Origin of the sequence: Pseudomonas sp. ANT_H12B, assembly GCF_008369325.1 — a bacterium.
Taxonomy (GTDB): Bacteria; Pseudomonadota; Gammaproteobacteria; order Pseudomonadales; family Pseudomonadaceae; genus Aquipseudomonas.
In genome coordinates, this window is record NZ_VOBI01000004.1 from 122,493 (window position 1) to 141,378 (window position 18,886).

An 18,886-nucleotide genomic window follows, 5' to 3' on the forward strand; every position below is an offset into this window, starting at 1 on the left:
AGGCAGGGAAACGGGATTACAGCGTGATTCAGTCCCAGATCACCGGGAGCGTGGACACGCCTCGCAATTGCGCTCCGCCGATCTGCGGGACGGGTTGGCTCGGGTCGAGTCGCAAGTTGGGAAAGAGGTCGAGGATGGCGTTGACAGCGCAGCTGATTTCCACTTTGGCGACGAACTGACCGATACACATGTGCGGGCCGAAGCCAAAACCAAAGGAGGGTTTTGGCTTGCGATCAATGTCGAATACCTCAGGGTTTTCAAACGCATCTTCGTCGCGGTTGGCGGACACCACCATGCACTGGACGAACGAACCCTTGGGGATTTTCACGCCGTGAAATTCCACTTCCCGGGCGGTTTCGCGCACCTTGAAAGTGGCCACGGGTTCAAAGCGCGTGGTTTCGTCCATCAGCTTGCCGATCAATGAGCGGTCGGCCTTGACGCGTTCCAGCAAGCCGGGCGTGGTCAAGAGCAAAGTCATTACCGAGCCAAACATGCGCGTGGTGGTTTCGCCCGCGGCTGGCAAAAGCGAGCGAGTGAAGGTGATCACCTCGTGGTCATCCAGCGTGCGCCCTTCGTACTCCGCGCGCAGCAAACGCCCGACCACATCATCGCCCTGGCTGCCCTCGGCACGACGTTGCACCACCACCTCGGCAAGCGCGTCGTACAGACCTTTGACAGCGATGCCGGCCTGACGTCGCGCTTCAACCATTTTGCTCGGGTCAATCTGGTTGCCGCCGACAATGGCCAAGGCCCACGCGGCGTATTGCTTGTACTTGGAGGGCTCATCCGAGGGGAAGCCCATCAAAGCGTACATGACGCGAATCGGCAGCTCGAGGCCGAACTTCATCAAGTCGGCCTTCTTTGCCGGCAACATCGGCTGGATGTACTCCTCGCGAATCACTTGATCGATCTGCGGGCGCCACTTGTTCACGGTCTCCGGCATAAAGGCCGGTTGCAGCAAGGCGCGCACCTTACGGTGCTCGTCACCGTCCATGGCAAGAATGATCAAACCATCGAAAAACGCGCCAAGACCTTCGGCAATAAAACCGCTGGTATAGGTCGCACCATCGCGCAGGACAGTCATTACATCCTGGTATTTGAACAAGGCGAAGGTCGGGCGAGTGCCCTGCTGGGTGCCGGCATTCGTCGGCACGCCAAACTGGGTGATGAAGTCGCCTTCATAGATGGGCGATTTCAGCCGTTGCTCGCGGCACACCGCGTGAATATCCAGGTCGGTGCCCCGATACATTTCCGACACAGCGGAGTATGCGGTTGCCAGGTCCAGTGCTGCGCTTTCGTTGCTCATCAGGAGCTCCTGTCTTGTTTTTATTCTTCTTGCACACCAAGATTGTCCGGCTGCCGACCCATGGTATGTGGTTGTGTCTGCGCCGGTAGTCCGCTTCGTTTGACTTGGGGTCAAACGAAGGCCCCCGGGGAAATGCTTCAAGGTGTGAATAACCTGGCCAAAACTGGCATGAGGAGGACGAGGTGGCGGTAAAGGCAGGAGAAGGTGGCGAACAGGGCAAACGCAATACGATGAATCGCCTGCTCGCGGCAGCGCGCGTGGAGTTCGCCAGAAAAGGCCTGGCCGGTGCGCGCGTGGAAGAAATTGCCCGGGAAGCCGGCGTTACCAAACAGCTGGTCTACCACTACTACAACTCCAAGGAAGGCCTGTTTGTAGCGGTACTGGATGAGTCTTCGGACAACATCATGTCCGAGCTGGTCAACCTCAATGTCGAAGAGCTTTCACCGCCAGTGGCGATGCGCGCCGTGCTCAACCATTTTTTTGACCAGTACCGTCTGGACCCCTTCCTCGGCAGCCTGGCGCTGGAAGGCATTCGCTACCATGACACCCACGAAACACCTCGCAACCATTTTCTGGAAATGGCACCGAAGCTGATCGCCAAGCTCGACGCGATTTTGTTGCGGGGTGCGGCCAGTGGTGATTTTCGCGCAGACATCAACCCGCGCCTGTTGTTGGCCAGCGCTTCGCTGGTGACTACTGGCTGGTTCACCAACCGCTATTCGATGTCGGCACTTGCCGGGCTGGATACGGACTCGGAGCAAGGCATGGCCACCTGGCGTCAGTACTCGGCGGATTTTGTGCTGGCGAGTATTTCGCTGGGCGCAGAAAAAAACGTCGACGGCGTTTAAGCACCGTTCACACACTCTCGCCCAATGAGCTTTCCCTGTGGAAGCAGGCTTGTTCCCACAGGGGGGGGTTGCTTAGGGGCTTGGAATCAGCGACCCGCTTCAGTCAGCCTTTTTACGCAAATACTTGCTCACCCGCTTGGCCGCCAACCGCCCGGCCATGCCGTTTACCCCACCGCCCGGATGAATGCCGGCACTCCCTAAATACAGTCCCGCCACCGGCAAGGTATCGCCTCCCAAACCGTACGCCGGGCGCATGGTGCTCGAGCGCATCGAGGTGGTGTCGATATGCACCACGCAGCCATTCACCGTGTTCAAGCGCGCAGTAAAATCCGGAGCAGCCTCGATATGTCGGCCAATCACCTGCCCCTCGATCCCATCGATGTAGTCATACAGCTGTTCCTGCACCTGGTCGGCCACCCGCTCACGCAGCGCGTCCCAACCTTCATTGGGATTCACCGGCATCACCGGCGGATAGATGTACAACACATCCTGCCCGGTTGGCGCTTGTGAAGGGTCGGCCGCACTGGGTGCGGCCACGGTGATATAGGGCAACTTCGGTACTTCACCACGGGCGCAGGCGGCGAAGTTTTCCAGCACGGCTTCTTCGGTGCCGATCAGCATGACGGTTTTACGCAAATCCACGCCATCGCCGCGAATGGCAGCAAAACGCGGCAAAGAAATCTGCCCACGCAGGGCAACATCCACCTTCAATGGTCCCGACCCTCTGCCGTTAGCAGGTGCCATGGCGATACGGGTCAGCAGGTGTTGAGGGATTTCACCACGGGTAACCATGTCCAACGCCGGCTTGGGGTGGCAGCCGGCAATGACCGCACGTGCGGTGAACTGACGACCATCAGCCAGTTTCACGCCTTTGATCAGACCGTCCCTGGCAACGATTTCACTGACGCTGGCCGACACCAGCACTTGCCCGCCCAGCTCTTCCAGTCGAGTCTGCATGGCATTGCTCAACTGCTGCATGCCACCCAATACCCGGCCCACGCCAAAACGATGAAGGAAACCGAGCAAGGCGTAATAGATGCCACCGCCATCGGCGCTGATATCCCCTGCCAGCCCAGTGAGTGCACACATCGCGGAAATGGTCACCGGATGCTCGAAGCGCTCACGTGCCGCCTGCAACGCGGAGCCTGTCATCAGCGCCATCAGCTCGGGTTTCAGCGCTTTGTGTTTGATGGCGGTGCCAAGCATTTTCAGCTTCACGCCGAGGTTTGTTTTGGCCGGGTCGACACGCATCATCGGCAGCGCGATATCGAGGAACATGTCGATGACTTTCATGAACTGCAGAAACGCCTCGGCATCCTTGCTGCTGAACCGGCGGATCTCGGCGGCGGTTTTCTCGCGATCGCGCCAGAAGATCAGAGATTGGCCATCCGGATGCAAGTACACATACCCCGGCGCAAGCTCTATCGATTTGAAACCGTGTCGATCAAGTCCCAGCTCCGCTGGCACATGGGAATGCACGCGCATCGACATCATGTCCAGGGCACAGGGATGAACCAGATGCTGCGGCGCTTCGGGTATCAGGTAACCCGAGGAGGCCATCCCGCCGACCTTGTCCAATGCCTCCAGAACCAGCACCTTCTTGCCTTCCAGGCCCAGGTAGCAGCCAGCCGAAAGGCCATTGGTGCCACCGCCGACGATGATCACATCAAAATCCGTAGTGCTCGCATTTTGGTTCTGGTTCATCAATTAATTCCAAGTCGAGTTCAACCACAGCGGCGCGCGGCGGCTATGGCGGCAAAGATCAGCCGCGGCGCACCGCACGGGATGCGCCGGGCAAGGGTTACATGCCGGTGCGGCCCATCTGCGCAAACAGCGCGCGCATCGCCACCAGGGAGGGGGTGTGGCTGCTGAAACCACCATCAGCGACCAGCGTGGTGCCCGTGACAAATGAGGATTCGTCACTGGCCAGGAACGCCACCACATCGGCAATCTGCCGAGGCGTGCCCAGCTCGGCAGTGCAGTGGTTGTCGCGCAGGATGTCGAGCAAGGGTTCAGGCATGGCGTGTTCCGAAGGCGCCAGGCCGATCTGCACGGCGTTGCCGCGAATGCCTTGTTTGCCGTATTGCGAGGCGACCATGCGCGGCAGCATCATCAGCCCCGCCTTGGAGGTGGCGTAGCCGGTCAGGGACATATCGCCCTGCATGCCCAGACCCGAGGTGGCGAAGATAATCGAGCCCTTGCCGTTCTCCAGCATGACCGGAATCACATGCTTGGTGCACAGCACCGCGCCACGCAGGTTGACGGCGATGGCGCGGTCCCAGGCCTGCATGTCGAGGTTGACGAAATCGCGGTCTAGCTGACGTTGCTCGGCGTTCAGGATCGCCGCGTTGTTGTGCAGAATGTCGATACGGCCGAAATGCTGTTTAACCTGAGCAACCATCGCGCGCACGGCGTCTTCCGAGGAGACGTCGGTGGCGATCGCCAAGGCTTGATGCCCCTCGGCGAGGAGTGACTGGGCCACAGCTGTGGCCCCCTCGAAATTGATATCGACCACCGCAATACTTGCACCATGCGACGCCAGCACCCGTGCGCACTCAGCGCCCAGGCCGCCACCGGAGCCGGTAATAATGGCCACTCGTCCTGCCAGTTTTCCTGTGCTCATGCTCTGTTCCTTATTGTTTTGAGTGGCGCTTTACTCGCCGGTAAATCGCGGTTCGCGCCGTTCACTGAACGCCTGGGCCGCCTCGCGGGCATCCTTGGTCGGGGCCAGCAAGGCGAACAGATCAAGCTCCAGGTCCAGGCCACGTTTGAGGTCCATGTCCAGCGCCGCCCGTGCTGCCTGTTTGACAAACGCCGACGCGGTGGGTGGTTTGACGGCGATGCGCTGAGCAAAGGCCCGTACTTCGTCCAGCAGGCTGGCGTTGTCGCTGGCCAGGCGGCTGACCAGACCAATGCGCTGCGCTTGTTCGGCGCCCACCCGGTCACCGGTGAGCAACATGTCCAATGCCTGACCCGGCGCCACCACTCGGGACAGTCGTTGCGTACCGCCGCCGCCGGGAATCAGCCCCAGGCCGGTTTCCGGCAGGGCGAACACGGCATCGGGCGCGGCGAAGCGGATGTCACACGCCAGCACCAGTTCCAACCCACCGCCCATGCAATAACCATGAATGGCAGCGATCACCGGTTTGCTGATGCCATCCAGCGCTTCGATCCAGCGCACCTGTTCCATGCGCTGCCGCACTTGCAGGCTCGATTCCGGGCCACGACGCTCCTTGATATCAGCACCCGCACAAAAGCCTCGCTCACCTTCCCCGCGAATCACGATCACGCGAATGTCCGGGTCTTGCTGCAACAGCGCCAGTGCTTGCGGCACGCCCTGACGAATATCGTCGTTGATGGCGTTGATCTGCCGGGGCCGGGTCAGTACCACCCAACCCACCATGGCATCACGCTCAAGGCGCACCGCATCGTTGATCAAAACGGGAGACTGCGGTTCTTGCGCTGTGCTCATACAGGGCACTCCTCGAACTCGAAGACCTGGCCATTGAGTTCTTGTGGGTCGATCTTGATCAACGCACGGCCGCCGACGGCCTCGGAGGATTCGATCCACTGGAACCGCGTGCCGCGTGACCGCAGATCCTCGGCCTTGGCAGCCAGATCGTTGACACCGATGCGGATGTAGTACGGACCCGGCCCCCAGTTATTGACGTAGTGGCCGGCGTCGGTGTTCCAGTAGGTCGCCTCGAGGACATCGAGGGTGGCACTGTTCGGCACGGTGAAACCCATACGCGCACGGCGGTAACCTTCGCTGCCGATGCTCTCGACCGGCCCGCTCGGTTCCCAATCGAGGTTGGTCGAGACCTTACGCAGGGTTTCATCGAGGTCGCGTACCAGGAAGCCACGGGCGGTGACGCGGACCATGTCGCCGGGCTTGAGATCACGCGGCTGCATCGGTGGCAACTGATACGTTTCCGGCGGCATCTGCAAAGGCTCGGTCGGCATGATCTCAATGCACAAACCGCCATCCACCGTGGGCTGGTAATACGGTTGCTCGGGAGTGGCACCCAGCCATAAGCGGTCGAAGGGCATTTCCGGGGTGCGCTGCGCCATGCGGAAAGGCAAGCGACGACGCATCAGTTTGTCTACCAGCGCGTCGAACTTGTCCCCGTGCAGGGCCAGCACGATGGAGTGCGTGATCATCGGCCGATGATGCCCCTGGAAATCCTTCAGGCTTTCCAGAAAGTCATGGAACAACGGATCACCGGGGTTCGGCCGATCCAGGTGCCACTGCGGTTCGATGCGCGTAGGCGACACCGCGAGGGATTTGTGTACCCGCAGGAAATGCGCAATATACGGGTGATTATCGAACGCCTGGCGCCAGCGTTCGTGTTTGTAGATGCCGAGCTTGTCGACCAACATTTCCGTCATGCCGTCCGGGTCCGGAACCATCATGTCGGCACTCATCAATAACTCGAACATTGTTCTCTCCTTGCAGTTGCCAGCCAGGTCTGTGCCCGGCTATTAGTCAGCGGACACGCCGGGGTAAGGCGAGCTCGGTCAATTGGGGTGCAGGTGCGCTGGCCGCGGGTTTGCGCGGTTCCTGTTGGGCGCGCGCGTCCTCCAGATCGAGGGTCACGCCGGCCTTGGAGTTGCCTTTCGGGTTGAGCAGGTAATGCGAGAGGGCCGGGATCAGCACCAGCGCACCGAGCATGTTCCACAGGAACATGAAGGTCAGCAGAATGCCCATGTCCGCCTGGAACTTGATCGGCGACCAGGCCCAGGTAATCACCCCGGCGGCCATGGTCAGGCCAACGAGCGCCACGACCCGACCGGTGAAATCCAGCGAGCGGCGATACGCAACCGCCAGGCTTCCACCGCGTTCCTGCACCGCCAGTTGCACACTGAGCAGATACAGCGCGTAGTCCACGCCGACACCGACACCCACGGCGATTACCGGCAAGGTGGCTACTTTCAGGCCGATCCCCAACCAGACCATCAGCGCCTTGCAGATGATCGTAGTCATCAGCAAAGGAATCAGCGCCACCAGGGTTGCGCGCCAACTGCGGAAGGTCAGCAGGCAGAGCAAGGCCGTAGCGCCATACACGGCCAGGTACATGGTGATGATGCCCTTCTCTACCTCAATGTTAGTGGCGGCCTCGATCCCGGCATTACCCGCAGCCAGGAGGAATTCCACAGGCTGCTCGGCGCCAGCGGGTGTGTTGTTTTCCTTGGCGAACTCTTCAGAAACTTTCAACACCCGGCTCAGTGTGTCGGCTTTGTGATCAGCCAGGTAGGCGATCAATGGAGTGACCGAGCACTGCTGGTTGGTGATGCCCGGTGCAGAAATCATCGCGGCATCCACCGCCGAGTTGGTGATCGCCTGGTCGCGGCTGATGCTCAACCATTTCGGGCTGCCTTCAGCCATGCCGGAGCTGATCATGCGCACGGTTTCGGCCAGCGACTGGGTGGTTTGTACACCAGGCGTCTGGCGCAGGCGCCAGGCCAGTTTGTCCATGCTTTGCAGCGACTGGTACAGACGGCAGCTGTCTTCGTTGGTCTTCATGATGACCACGAACTGGTCACTGGAAAGTCCGTAGTGGCTGGTGATGTAGGCGTTATCGCGGTTATAGCGCGAATCCGCACGCAACTCCGGTGCACCGGGATCCAGATCACCGACCTTGAGGTGCATCATCACCACGCTGCCAATCAGCGTCACCACCAGCGATACGGCAATCACCGCCGTGGCCATCGGCCGTTCGGTGAAGCGATCCAGGCCGCTCCACAGACGCCCGAGAAAACCGCGGTTTTCTGCGCCGGCCTGATCTTTGGCGATGGCGATACGCGCGGCTTTCTTACTGACGCCCAGGTACGACAACGCCACCGGAATCAGCAGCAACTTGGTGAAAATCAGCACGGCGACACCAATGCTGGTGGTCAGTGCCAGGTCGCGAATCACCGGAATATCAATGATCACCAGCACGGCAAAACCAACGATATTGGTCAGGAGCGCAGTCAAGCCAGTGAGAAACAAGCGGCGGAAGGTATAGCGCGCAGCAATGTATTTATGGGTGCCACGGCCAATGTCCTGAAGAATGCCGTTCATTTTTTGCGTGCCGTGGGAGATCCCGATGGCAAAAATCAGGAACGGCACCAGGATGGAGTAAGGGTCCAGTTCGTAGCCGAGGAGTTGCATCAAACCCAGCAACCACACCACCCCCGCCACTGCCACGCTCACCAGCAGCAAGGTACTGCGCAGGCAGCGTGTATAGAAATAGACGAACAACCCGGCGATCAGTACCGATGCGCCAAAGAACAGCATGACCGAATACAGGCCGTCGATCAGGTCGCCCACCAGCTTGCTGAAACCCACAATGTGGATGCCCACTTTGTCACTTTCCAGCGAGCGAATCTGCGCTTCCAGTTGCTTGGAAAAATCACCGTAATCCAGGGGTTGTCCGGTCTGCGGATTGGTATCGAGCAGCGGCGCGACAATCATGCTCGACCGGCCGTCGTTCGCCACCAGGTTGCCAATGATCCCGGAACGCATAATGTTGCGGCGCAAGGCCGTGATCGATTTGTCACTGCCGTCGTAATCCGATGGCATGACCGCACCGCCATCAATGCCCTCCTCCGTCACTTCTTTCCAGCGAACGATGGGCATCCACAGCGATTTCATCCAGGAGCGGTCGATGCCTGGAATCAGGTACAGGGTGTCGTTGACCTTTTGCAGCGCCAGCAGATAGTCGGCGTCGTAGATATCACCGGATTTGTTTTCCACCACGACGCGAATGCTGTTGCCCAGGCCTGGCAACTGGTTTTTATACGCCAGGTAATTCTTGATGTAAGGGCTGGAGCTGGGAATCATTTTTTCGAAGCTGGCATTGACTTGCAGCCGTGTAGCGAAGAAGCCCAGCACCACAGTGGCGAGCAAGCAGGCAACGACGACCACCATGCGATGACGGAATATGACCCGTTCAAACCAGCCACCGGAGTTTTTGTCAAAGTCCTCCAGGTTGGCAATCACTGGCATCCCGCTGTTGAATTTTTGCTCGACCATTTTTTCTTTCTCGTAGGGGAATCGTGCCGGGGGCTTTAGTTGGCCTGGGCGATATCGATGACCTTGGCGCCGCTGAAGCGCGTGACAAGCAGGCTCCCAGCCTGTTTGGTGGCACTGGCTGCATACACCTCGCCTACCCGCGCATCTGCCAGCGGGGTGACCTGCAAACTCTGCCGGTCAACGCTGACCAGTTGCCCACCCTGGCTCACGACGATCAAGGCATCACCCTGCTCGACAATGCTGACCAGGCTGCTATTGAGATTGGTTGCCACAGGCTGCCATTGCTGGCCGTCATCACGGCTGGCAAACAGGTTGCCGCGCAGCCCGTACGCCAGCAGCAGACCGTCGAAGGCGCGGACGCCGAAGTAAGTGCCGGTGTAGGGCGTATCGATTTTCACGAAACGTTGTTGCGGACCATCCAGACGCAGCAGCAAACCCTGCTCCCCGCCGATGTAAAAAGTGCCCGCTTGTTCCGCCAGTCCATACAGGTGCATGCGCCGATCGTTATCACTGCGCTCGGTCCACGGCTGCCAGTTCTGGCCGTCATCCGTGCTGTGCAACAACATGCCGAAGGCACCCACGGCAAATCCGTTGCCGTGCTCATCGAACATCACATCGAGAAAGGGTGCGGCCAACACGTCCGGCGTCGCCGAGGTACTGGCGGCCATAGCCACTTCCTTAAGCATCTGGGCTGCGGCTTCATCACCTTGTTCGGCCCGTGGGCCGTAGTAAGCGTTGAGCAAGGTCAACAAGCGGCGCCCGTCGAGCTGCACTTGCCAGCTTTGACCGCCATCGGTGGTGTGCATGACCACCGCATCGTGACCGACGATCCAGCCATGACGCTCGTCGCGAAACCGCACTTGCACAAGATCGCTGGACACCGGGCTATCGACCTGTTGCCAGGTGCGGCCCTCATCGATGGAGCGCTGGATCAACCCGTGCAGGCCGACGCCAATCATCGCGTCGCCCGCTGTGGCGACCGACAGCAAGGGTGCGGGCAGGTGTTCATCGATCCGCTGCGCCGGCACGTCGAGCGAATCGGCCGACAACGCGACGGCGCTGTAGGCAGGCGTCGTCAGCAATGAGCTCGCGCCGACCGCAAACGCGACTGCCAGGAGCAGACGCGAAGTGCAGAGAAGAAAAGAAGCAGGGCAAGGGCTAGTCATTATTTTTATTCCTTAACCATCCCGCGTGGCAAACACACCTGTTCTGCCTGCCCGGCTTGATGCGCAAACCGGCAGGCAGAACAGGCGAAATCACATCAGCGCTGGGTGACCCGAGCCACAATGGCTTCAGGATTCATGTCACGCTCGGAGAGTGGTTTGTCGATGAACTTGTAGCCGCCCTTCAAACCATCGTTGAGCAACGCGTACATGCCTTTGTTGAAGTCATACACGACGTTTTTCACGTTATAGGGAATGTTTTTGTCGTAGAGCTGGACGCCGCTGAGGAAGATCGAGCGATACAACGCGCCGCTCTTGTCCCAGGCGTCATACAGGCCGACGCCGAAAGTATCTTCATCCAGGTAGTAGGTGCGTTTGCTGTAGACATGGCGCATACCCGGCTTCAACGTGGCTTCCACGACCCACACCCGATGCAGCTCCCAACGCTCGTTCGCCGGGTTGGCGTGGTGCGGCATGAACTGGTCTTCCTGCTTGCCGACGCCGAAGTAGAATTTGTAGGCGTTGTACGGGATGTACATTTCCTTGCGACCGACCAGCTTGTAGTCAAAGCGGTCCTGGCTCCCGGAAAACATTTGCAGTTCGTCGAACAGCGTCACGCCACCCTGGCTGGCAACGGGTGTATCAAAGGCAAATTCCGGTGCGAGTTTTACCCGGCGCTGGCCTGGGGAATAACTGAACGAACGACGGGCCTTCGCCAATGGATCGAGGAAGTCAGTGAGCACCACCACTTCACCGGAGCGCCGCGCCGGATAGTCGTTGCGCGAGAACACTCGTGCGTACATCAGTGGATCGCGATCCGCCTGAGTCACCTGGTAGTACGGGGTTTCTTCGAATGTCGCCTGTTCAGCGGTCTTGGTGATCGAGCCGTTGGCGTCGACTACCCAGCTGTTGGACGAAGTCGTGGTCGAGTAGCCGGTGCCGATTTTGTAGCGCACCTGCTGGTTCCACATCACTTCATTGCCGGTCTTCGGAATCGGGAACGGCAGGCCGCCACGGCAAGATGGATCAACGGCCAGGCCATCTTTCTGGATCGCGCAGCTGCTGGCGTTTCGCACGGTGGCATCGAGTACCGCTTTGGGATAGGCAGTCGTGCGATGGCTTGGGTAAATGTCGATGTAGTAAGTCGGGTATTTCTTGATCAGGGTTTTCTGCCCCTCACTGAGCTTGTCCGCATACTTGTCGACGTTTTTGGCGTCAATGCGAAACAGTGGCTTTTCATCTTTGAACGGATCAACCCAAAACCCGCTGTCGGGCTTGAAACCCGCCGGAGCGGTGGTAAGGCCGCCCTCGTAAGCGGGGATCGTGCCATCGGCGTTACCGGCCTGAATCGCTCCGAACTGCGTCAGGCTCTTACCCAGGTCCGAGGCGTCGCCAGCAGCGGCGGCTGTGAGGCTACAGGTCGCAAAACTCATCAGGACGGCAGTTAATGCAAGTGGACGTTTCATGAACACGTTCTCCGATTCTTGTTTGATTTATCAGAAGGAGGTCTTGAAGGTAAAAGCCAGCCAGCCGCGGTCTTCACCGCCTACGTTGCCGTTACCGGCGACGGTGCCATTGGCCAGGTTCTTCGGTTGGGCCGCTGTGTCGGCATAACGCAGGCCGAACTCATACAGCTGGGCATAAGTGAGTTTGACGCCGACGGAGTAAGCCAGCGCGCCTTCGCTGCCGCCACCGGCTGTTGGTGCGTTGCCATGCAGGCCGTAGTTGACGGTGAGAGGTACATCCATGTCCCAGGAGGGGAAGATCGAGATGTATTGCGGAGTGTAGTTGACCGCGACCGCATAATAATCTTTCGAGGAGCAGCCATCCGACTCGCTGCCGGACCCGGCGATACCTGGCGTTCTGGCATTGGTACAAGCGGCTTTTCCGACACCTTTATAGAGCTCTTCGTGTTCAGTCACGCGATCCAGGTGGCTGTAGGCGAACTCACCCACTAGGGTCGCGTTGTTCGAAATGAAGTTACGCGGCACGCCGTAAACGGCGTTGGCAATAAAGTGAATGGTGTCGCCGCGCGGGCCTTCGTCGTCCAGCGCGCTGACGCCAGTGGCATTCAAGGCACCGTTCATGCGGTAGGACAGTTCAGAGCCGACCGCAACCGTGTTGAAAACCCGAGCAAAACTGACGCCTGCCAGCTTCACGCCACGCGGGTAAACAACCCGGTACGAACCCAGCGCTGCCTTGACCTGTGGGGCCAGCCAAGGCTGGTAGTCGTCGAACTGGCGATAGTAGGCGCCGAACGTCGATTCGACATCTTCAACGTTGAGTTTGGCCATCACGCCCCAGTTTTTGCCATCGCGACCGAAGCGCGAATCCTGACGCTGCAACGTCGCTCCGTTAGGCGCTACCGGCAGTTGGTCCGGACCTTCGAACAAAGGGTCGGCCGCGCCGAAATAGGTACCCCCATAAGGAATGCGCGTGGGCTCCCATTCGTAGAAGTATTGACCGGCAACCGAAAGGTGATCAGTGACCTGGGCCTTGGCCGAGATCTGCCCCACCGGCAGAAACACTTCCTTGGTTTCGATACCCGGGCTGGTCGAGGCTTTCACGCCATCGCTGGGGGCCTGGGAGTAGGACACGGCGTGAGCGCCGAACAACAGGCTTTCACCCCAATAGTTGGTGTGACGACCGACTTTCACGTTGACCGGTGTGTCGCCGATGTTGAAGTTGCGCCAGACAAAGGCATCGAGAATCTCTCCCGACGGGCCGTTCATGTAGCGCTTCACTTCGTCGCTGTAACGATTGTTGTGATAGCTGGTGGCGTAGCCGGGAACGTTACTTTTCACATCGTGATCGTTATAGGCCTGGTCAAACCAGCCGGCACCACTGAGGCGTCCACCCCACTCGTTGAGGTAGGAAAAGTCGAGTTCGCTCAACACATCGAGACGATTTGTAACAATGTCGCCTTTATCGAACTTGCCGTCGGACTCGTCGAAGTTCGGCGTGTTCATGATGCGACTGTCCTGACTGTCAGTCCGCATGCCCAGGTTGTAGCGGACCGTGTTGTCCCAACGCAGGCGATAATCAGGGTTCGGCAGATCGAAAGAGAGCGCCATGACGCCTTGAGAGCCGCCAACCATCATCAGCGTAAGCGCACCTTGAGCCAGTACCAGCCGACTCTGCTTGGTCTTATGATTCATACACACTACCTTTTATTGTTATTTTCAGTCGCTATGTGCGTTCAAACGGTCGCTCCAGCGATATGCGCTACCCCACAATATCGTTGAATGTCTCGCCTGGACAGTCCGCTGAAGAGGTCTGGCACGCATCCAGACCCACTTTCCTCCTCAGTTGAAAGTCACCGTAACGGATCACAAAATAAAATTCCACATAAAGATTTGCATTCTCCATATAGAATTTCACACCCGTCAAGGTGAAGAATCGTTCCAGCAAAGGCGTTTCGCCGGTAAATACTGCACACAAAACAGATAAACGTTCAAATAAACTTTGACGCTTTTGTGCTTTGGGCTTTCAATAGCCCCTGCCATCCCACAGAACGCCTGGCGTTGCGCGGGTAAAACGGCAGTGAACCGCCAGAAGAAAAACAAGAGGAGCCACCATGAATATTGATTTGAGTGCCAAACGCGTGATCATCACGGGCGCTTCGCGGGGCATTGGTCTGGCCATCGCCCGGGCATTCGCAGCTGAAGGGGCGCGGGTAGCGATATGCGCCCGTAGTGCGTCAGACGTCCGGGAAGTCGGCGCGCAACTTGCGGAACACGCCCAGGCGGTGATTGCCCGGGCTGTCGACGTGACGGACAGTGAGGGGGTCAAGGCGTTTGTTGCTGAAGTTGCACACGCGTGGGGCGGGGTCGATGTGTTGGTGAACAACGCCGGTCAAGGCCGTGGCGGCAACCTCGACACCCTCACTCCGGAAGTCATCCTCGAACATGCCAACATTCTGCAGATGGGGCATTTCCGATTCGTGCAGGCGGTGGTGCCGTTCATGCGTGAACAGCGCTGGGGACGGATCATCGAAATCAACGCCTTGGCCGGGGTGATTCCGACGCCCGACGGAATTCCCTCAGTAATCAATCGCGCATCGTGCATCGCCCTCTCCCGCTCATTGGGCATGTCACTGCCCAAAGACAATATCCTGGTCAACAGCCTGAACATGGGTTGGATCGATACCGGTCAATGGGATCGTCACTACAAGGAAATGGGACCTGGCGTCAGTCGCGAGGAGTTCGACGCCATGGTGATGAAGGTGGTACCGCTCGGGCGTTATGGCAAACCTGAAGACGTTGCCGGTATGGCGCTGTTCCTGGCCAGTGAATATGCCAGCTTCATCAGCGCCGCCTCGATTGACATTGCCGGCGGCATGGGTGGGCAGATTGCCTACTTTCCAACCCTCAAACGCGATTTTGCCGCGACGATTGCGGCACGTAACGCTGCCAGCGAATAACACCAAAACATATCGACAAACTCTCCGGTGCGTAGTGCGCACCCTCAACGTTGGCGCCCCCGTGATGAACTTGCTGTTCCCTGTTCTTGCCACGCTGATCTGGGCCGCCAGTACCGTGGTCAATCGCCTTTCGGTTGGGGTGATTGACCCCGCAGCCATTTCCTTTTACCGCTGGCTGGTCGCGTTGCTGGTGTTGTCACCGGTGATGTTGCCCAAGGTCTGGCGGTTGCGGCAGCAGATTCGGCCGCACCTGCCCAAGTTGTGGCTGCTGGGCTTGCTCGGCATGTCGCTGTACCAGTCGCTGGCCTATTTCGCCGCGCACACTGTCAGCGCCACTTCCATGGGCCTGATCCTGGCGACCATGCCCCTGCTCACCGTGCTGCTCGCCTTTCCCCTGCTCAATACCCAACCGACCGCGACGTTATTGGTCGGTGCTCTGGTGTCGTTTGCCGGGCTGACGTGGTTGCTGGCCGCAGGCGACCTGCCCTCGCTCTGGGCACACGGGGTTGGCCAAGGGGAATTGATGATGTTGCTGGCCTCGCTGTCGTACGCGTTGTACTGCGTGCTGGTCAAGCGCTGGCAGATTCCCCTGCCGACCTGGGAAAGCCTTTACGTGCAAATAATCTGCGGCACCCTGCTGTTGGTGCCGCCCTTTGTGCTGGCCCCTTCGATAGCCCTGACAACCGCAAATGTCCCGCTGGTGTTGTTCGCGGGTCTGTTTGCCTCAGCGCTGGCGCCCGGCTTGTGGATGCGTGGTTTGCAAACCCTGGGGCCAGAAAAAACCGCCGTGCTGATGAACCTGGTCCCGTTATTTACCGCGGTGTTGGCGATTGTGTTGCTGGGGGAAACATTGCACCTGTACCACGCGGTCGGAGGCGGATTGATTTTACTGGGAATTGGATTGGCGCAATGGAAACCCGCGCGGGTAGTGACCGAAGTCGTGACCTAGGCGACCAGCAAGGTATCGCGCAATGTCTGCAAGCCTTTCTGGCTCAAACCACTGAAGCGCTGCAGGTAAAGATCCAGTCCACCGTACTCGGCGTCGATCACTGCATACGCAGCATTCAAGTACTCGGGACGGGCATCCAGCACTGCATCAATGGCCGCCTCGCTGACCGCTTGGCCGACCAGGTGGCTCACCGTGGTGCTCATGGCCTGCTGACGCGCCACCTCCAGCTGACTGAAGCGACGTGCCGAGAGCACATAGTCGGCCATGATGTGCTCCGGTGCGACGCCCAGTGCGTGCAGCAGCAACATCACCGCGACCCCGGTGCGGTCCTTGCCCGCCGTGCAATGAATGAGCACCGATGCATTGCGGGTAGAGAACAGCTCGAACAGCGCTGGCAACAACGGCGCCAACAGGTGCGGAAGTTGCCGGTAGACCTCCAACATCATGTTTCGCGCGCCCTGAGTCTCTGGATTATCAGCGAGCATGGCGGCAATCCGTGGGTCGGCACGAACATCACCAAGCACCTCCAGGTGGAGTTGCGCGATAGCCGAATCGGGTACGCCGCTCGGGTAACGCTCACGCTCTGCGGCGCTGCGTAAATCGCAGACGGTTGTCAGGCCGATCCGCCGCAAGGTCTGCCAGTCTTCAGCGGTCAGTCGATCCAGCTGTTCTGCCCGTAACAGGTAATGGTCGCCGATACGACGACCACAACCGGTGGGAATACCTTTGAGGCTGCGAAAGTTATCCGCACCCTGCAAGCGCAACTCTTCCTGCCCGACCATTCTCAATCCTCCAGTAGATGTTGATAGGCCTGCGTTAACGGACGCGCGCCCTGCCCCAGTGTCGGCGTACGGCGAGGCTTACGCCCATGTGTGAGCAAACGCACGGTATCAAAATCTTCTGCAGCGGCGAAGAAACGTTCCACCATCGGCAAACCGTCCTGCCCCCAGTCATCCATATTCGACATCCAGGTCTGCATCCCCCAAACCGGCCAACGGCGAAACTGTTCCCAGGCAGCGTCCTGGTCAAGCACGCCTTCGGCACCGAGGCTGATCAGTTTTTCGCGGTACACCCGCAGCAGGCGTTGCGCATCGGCGCGCCGTTCCTCGACGGTTAAGGCCCCCAGCATAAAATAGGCGATATCGCGCCATGGCCGGCCACGCCTCGACAGTTGCCAATCCAGCCAGATACGTTGGCCGTCGCTGCGTAAAAAACTGTTGCCCTGATGCGAATCACCATGGATCAGGCAGCTGGGTGACGACTGTTCGCGCTCGAAAGCTGCCAATTCATCAAACGCATGGCTGAACAACTCCGGTGTCTCATACATCCATTTCGGCAACAGGCGTTGGTACTCCGGTTTGCGCAGATTGACCTTGATGTAGTTGTACATACGCAGCAGGCCGTCGCAGTCCACCGGGTTGGCCATCGACACCGGCAGCCAGCCCTGGCCCCGTAGCTGCGGACTGTTCCAGGTGGCAGCATGCAACGTCGCCAGTGACTCCAGCCCCCGAGCGACGCCATCCACGCCCAGGTGATCGGTGCTATGGCCAAATTTCCCGGCGGCCAGACCAAGGTCTTCCATCATCACCACGCCTCGACCGCCGCCATCGGCGTCCCAGTCGGTGAGATAGGTGTCTGGCAGTGGCGCATCGGACCAGCCGTGCGCCAAATGATAAAAGCGCGCTTCCAGCTCACAGATATCGCCGCTCTCGAAACCCTCGGACCAATTCGACTTCAGGCACACGTGCGCAGGAATACCCGCGTGCTGACCGACCTCATTCAACTCAAGCCTGACGCGGAATTTGGTGGTGTGACCGTTTCGAACTTCCACTGCCGTTAACGCCAGCACCTCGACGCCCGGATAACGCGGCTGCAATAGCTGAGTTAGCCAGGCTGCGGTAATTTCGCTCAGGTGCCGTGGCAACCGTCCGCTGCGCTGCGGGTAGGGCCGCCCCAGCGAGCTATCCGTCACGGCGTCAGCACCCGACCAGCGTTGGCCGGCACCTTCAGCTTGAGCAGTTCGATCGCGTTACCGCTGCGAATCCGCTCGCGGTCTTCAGCGGACAAGCCGATGCCTTCGGTCAGATCGCCATGGTCGTAGGCCCCGCCAAAGTTAGTGCCGTACAACAGGCGCTCCGCCCCCACCACCTCGGCAACGCCACGACGCAAGCCCGGCGCATGAACGTCAAGGTCGAAGTAAAAGTTCTGCAGGTAATCCATCAACGGACGCTGATTGCGCGAGTCCGGTGCCATGGCCCGGTTCAGTTCGCTCAGGCGCCCCAACTGGAAAACCGCCATGCCACCGGCATGGGTGATGTAGGTTTTCAAGGTCGGGAAAACATCCAGCGCGCCACCGCAGATCAGGTACCAGAAGAACAGTGTTTCATCGACGCAGTCACCGACGATGGAGGTGGTTTCAAACTTGTCGTCCGTGTGTTTTTCGCCCCAGTAAATCGACTGATTGAAGCCATGCACCATGATCGGTACATCCAGCTGGGTGAGTTTTTCCCAGACGGGGAACAGGCGTTCGTCGTGAGCCTCCAGGCCATTGAAGTTGGCCCCGCCGACGCACACACCCTTGGCGCCCAACTGAGTCACTGCGCGTTCAATTTCCTTGGCCGCATTCAGCGGATCCGCGAGGTTGGCGTGGCACCAGAAATCGAAGTGGTCGGGATCAGCCCGACAAAATGCCGACAACTCGTCATTGCAGATGCGCGCGTATTCGTTAGCGAAATCTCCCGCCCAATACATAAAGCAATGAGACGGCGTGGACATCACCAGTTTGTCGACACCCCGCTCGGCCATCAGCTGGCGACGGCTGGCGTGGCTCATGCGCGCGAGGATATTGGCCTGCGCTTCGGCATCCGTCGCGGCTTTGACCGGTTGCTTGGTGCCGAGGGAAAAATGCCCCACGGTCAGCCCCTGCACTTTCATGAATGGCCCCCAGAACTCGTGACGGTTCAGCATGCCCTCAGTCAGCAAGTGGGCGTGGACATCAATCAGCATGGCGTTCTCCTTGTTGTAATTAGCCAGCAGACCGAACGACCCGCTCGCAGGGCATCCGGATCAATTTAAGGGATAACTGCACCCTCAATAATATAAACACATTTCTAATATGTGTTCATTTAAATATGAGTCGCAGGGCTACCTTTTATAAAATCCGCACAAAAAAAAGCGGC

General features: G+C 59.1%; 15 protein-coding genes. 3 read left to right on the forward strand and 12 right to left on the reverse strand.

The window, feature by feature from the left end; translation table 11 throughout:
* Positions 1-28: 28 nt before the first annotated feature.
* Positions 29-1,306 (reverse strand): cytochrome P450, encoded by a 1,278-nt coding sequence (locus tag FQ185_RS08165; protein ID WP_020300806.1) that lies wholly within the window; start codon positions 1,304-1,306, stop codon positions 29-31.
* Positions 1,307-1,488: 182 nt separating this feature from the next.
* Between FQ185_RS08165 and FQ185_RS08170 the strand changes: the two genes are divergently transcribed.
* Positions 1,489-2,154: a TetR/AcrR family transcriptional regulator gene (locus FQ185_RS08170; RefSeq protein ID WP_020300807.1), complete on the forward strand. Its 666-nt coding sequence runs from the start codon at positions 1,489-1,491 to the stop codon at positions 2,152-2,154.
* Positions 2,155-2,253: 99 nt separating this feature from the next.
* Here FQ185_RS08170 and FQ185_RS08175 read toward each other — a convergent pair whose 3' ends face one another.
* The 8 genes from FQ185_RS08175 to FQ185_RS08210 all read right to left on the reverse strand — a co-directional run bounded on the left by FQ185_RS08175 (position 2,254) and on the right by FQ185_RS08210 (position 13,493).
* Positions 2,254-3,858, reverse strand: a complete 1,605-nt coding sequence (locus FQ185_RS08175) for an NAD(P)/FAD-dependent oxidoreductase (protein ID WP_020300808.1) — start codon at positions 3,856-3,858, stop codon at positions 2,254-2,256.
* Between the two features lie 97 nt (positions 3,859-3,955).
* The gene (locus tag FQ185_RS08180; protein WP_032904481.1) at positions 3,956-4,777 is read right to left on the reverse strand and encodes an SDR family NAD(P)-dependent oxidoreductase; all 822 of its coding nucleotides are present in this window, start codon (positions 4,775-4,777) and stop codon (positions 3,956-3,958) included.
* A 30-nt stretch (positions 4,778-4,807) separates the two neighbouring features.
* Positions 4,808-5,626: an enoyl-CoA hydratase/isomerase family protein gene (locus tag FQ185_RS08185; protein WP_057005042.1), complete on the reverse strand. Its 819-nt coding sequence runs from the start codon at positions 5,624-5,626 to the stop codon at positions 4,808-4,810.
* Positions 5,623-6,594, reverse strand: coding sequence for a hypothetical protein (locus FQ185_RS08190; RefSeq protein ID WP_020300811.1), 972 nt, complete (start codon positions 6,592-6,594; stop codon positions 5,623-5,625). The genes FQ185_RS08185 and FQ185_RS08190 overlap by 4 nt, the downstream gene beginning before the upstream one ends.
* Before the next feature lie 46 nt (positions 6,595-6,640).
* Complete coding sequence (locus FQ185_RS08195; protein WP_020300812.1) at positions 6,641-9,172, reverse strand: RND family transporter; 2,532 nt, start codon at positions 9,170-9,172, stop codon at positions 6,641-6,643.
* A gap of 35 nt (positions 9,173-9,207) precedes the next feature.
* Positions 9,208-10,338 carry a YCF48-related protein gene (locus FQ185_RS08200; protein WP_020300813.1) on the reverse strand — a complete coding sequence of 377 codons (1,131 nt, stop codon included), beginning with the start codon at positions 10,336-10,338 and terminating at the stop codon, positions 9,208-9,210.
* A gap of 95 nt (positions 10,339-10,433) precedes the next feature.
* Positions 10,434-11,801, reverse strand: a complete 1,368-nt coding sequence (locus tag FQ185_RS08205; protein ID WP_020300814.1) for a DUF1329 domain-containing protein — start codon at positions 11,799-11,801, stop codon at positions 10,434-10,436.
* A gap of 30 nt (positions 11,802-11,831) precedes the next feature.
* Entirely contained in the window at positions 11,832-13,493 is a 1,662-nt protein-coding gene (locus FQ185_RS08210) for a DUF1302 domain-containing protein (RefSeq protein WP_149417026.1), read from the reverse strand.
* Between the two features lie 419 nt (positions 13,494-13,912).
* Here FQ185_RS08210 and FQ185_RS08215 point away from each other — a divergent pair, with 419 nt between their 5' ends.
* Both FQ185_RS08215 and FQ185_RS08220 read left to right on the forward strand, forming a co-directional pair.
* Positions 13,913-14,758: an SDR family oxidoreductase gene (locus FQ185_RS08215; RefSeq protein WP_020300816.1), complete on the forward strand. Its 846-nt coding sequence runs from the start codon at positions 13,913-13,915 to the stop codon at positions 14,756-14,758.
* A gap of 64 nt (positions 14,759-14,822) precedes the next feature.
* Entirely contained in the window at positions 14,823-15,707 is an 885-nt protein-coding gene (locus FQ185_RS08220; protein ID WP_020300817.1) for a DMT family transporter, read from the forward strand.
* Here FQ185_RS08220 and FQ185_RS08225 read toward each other — a convergent pair.
* The 3 genes from FQ185_RS08225 to FQ185_RS08235 are packed head-to-tail and all read right to left on the reverse strand — an operon-like array spanning position 15,704 to position 18,713.
* Complete coding sequence (locus tag FQ185_RS08225; protein ID WP_020300818.1) at positions 15,704-16,489, reverse strand: tyrosine-protein phosphatase; 786 nt, start codon at positions 16,487-16,489, stop codon at positions 15,704-15,706. The two genes, FQ185_RS08220 and FQ185_RS08225, sit on opposite strands and share 4 nt — an antisense overlap.
* Before the next feature lie 2 nt (positions 16,490-16,491).
* A complete protein-coding gene (locus FQ185_RS08230; protein WP_082643858.1) occupies positions 16,492-17,679 on the reverse strand; it encodes a phosphotransferase in 1,188 nt (395 codons plus the stop codon).
* The gene (locus FQ185_RS08235) at positions 17,676-18,713 is read right to left on the reverse strand and encodes an amidohydrolase family protein (protein WP_020300820.1); all 1,038 of its coding nucleotides are present in this window, start codon (positions 18,711-18,713) and stop codon (positions 17,676-17,678) included. Before FQ185_RS08235 ends, FQ185_RS08230 begins: the two co-directional genes overlap by 4 nt.
* Positions 18,714-18,886: the final 173 nt, after the last annotated feature.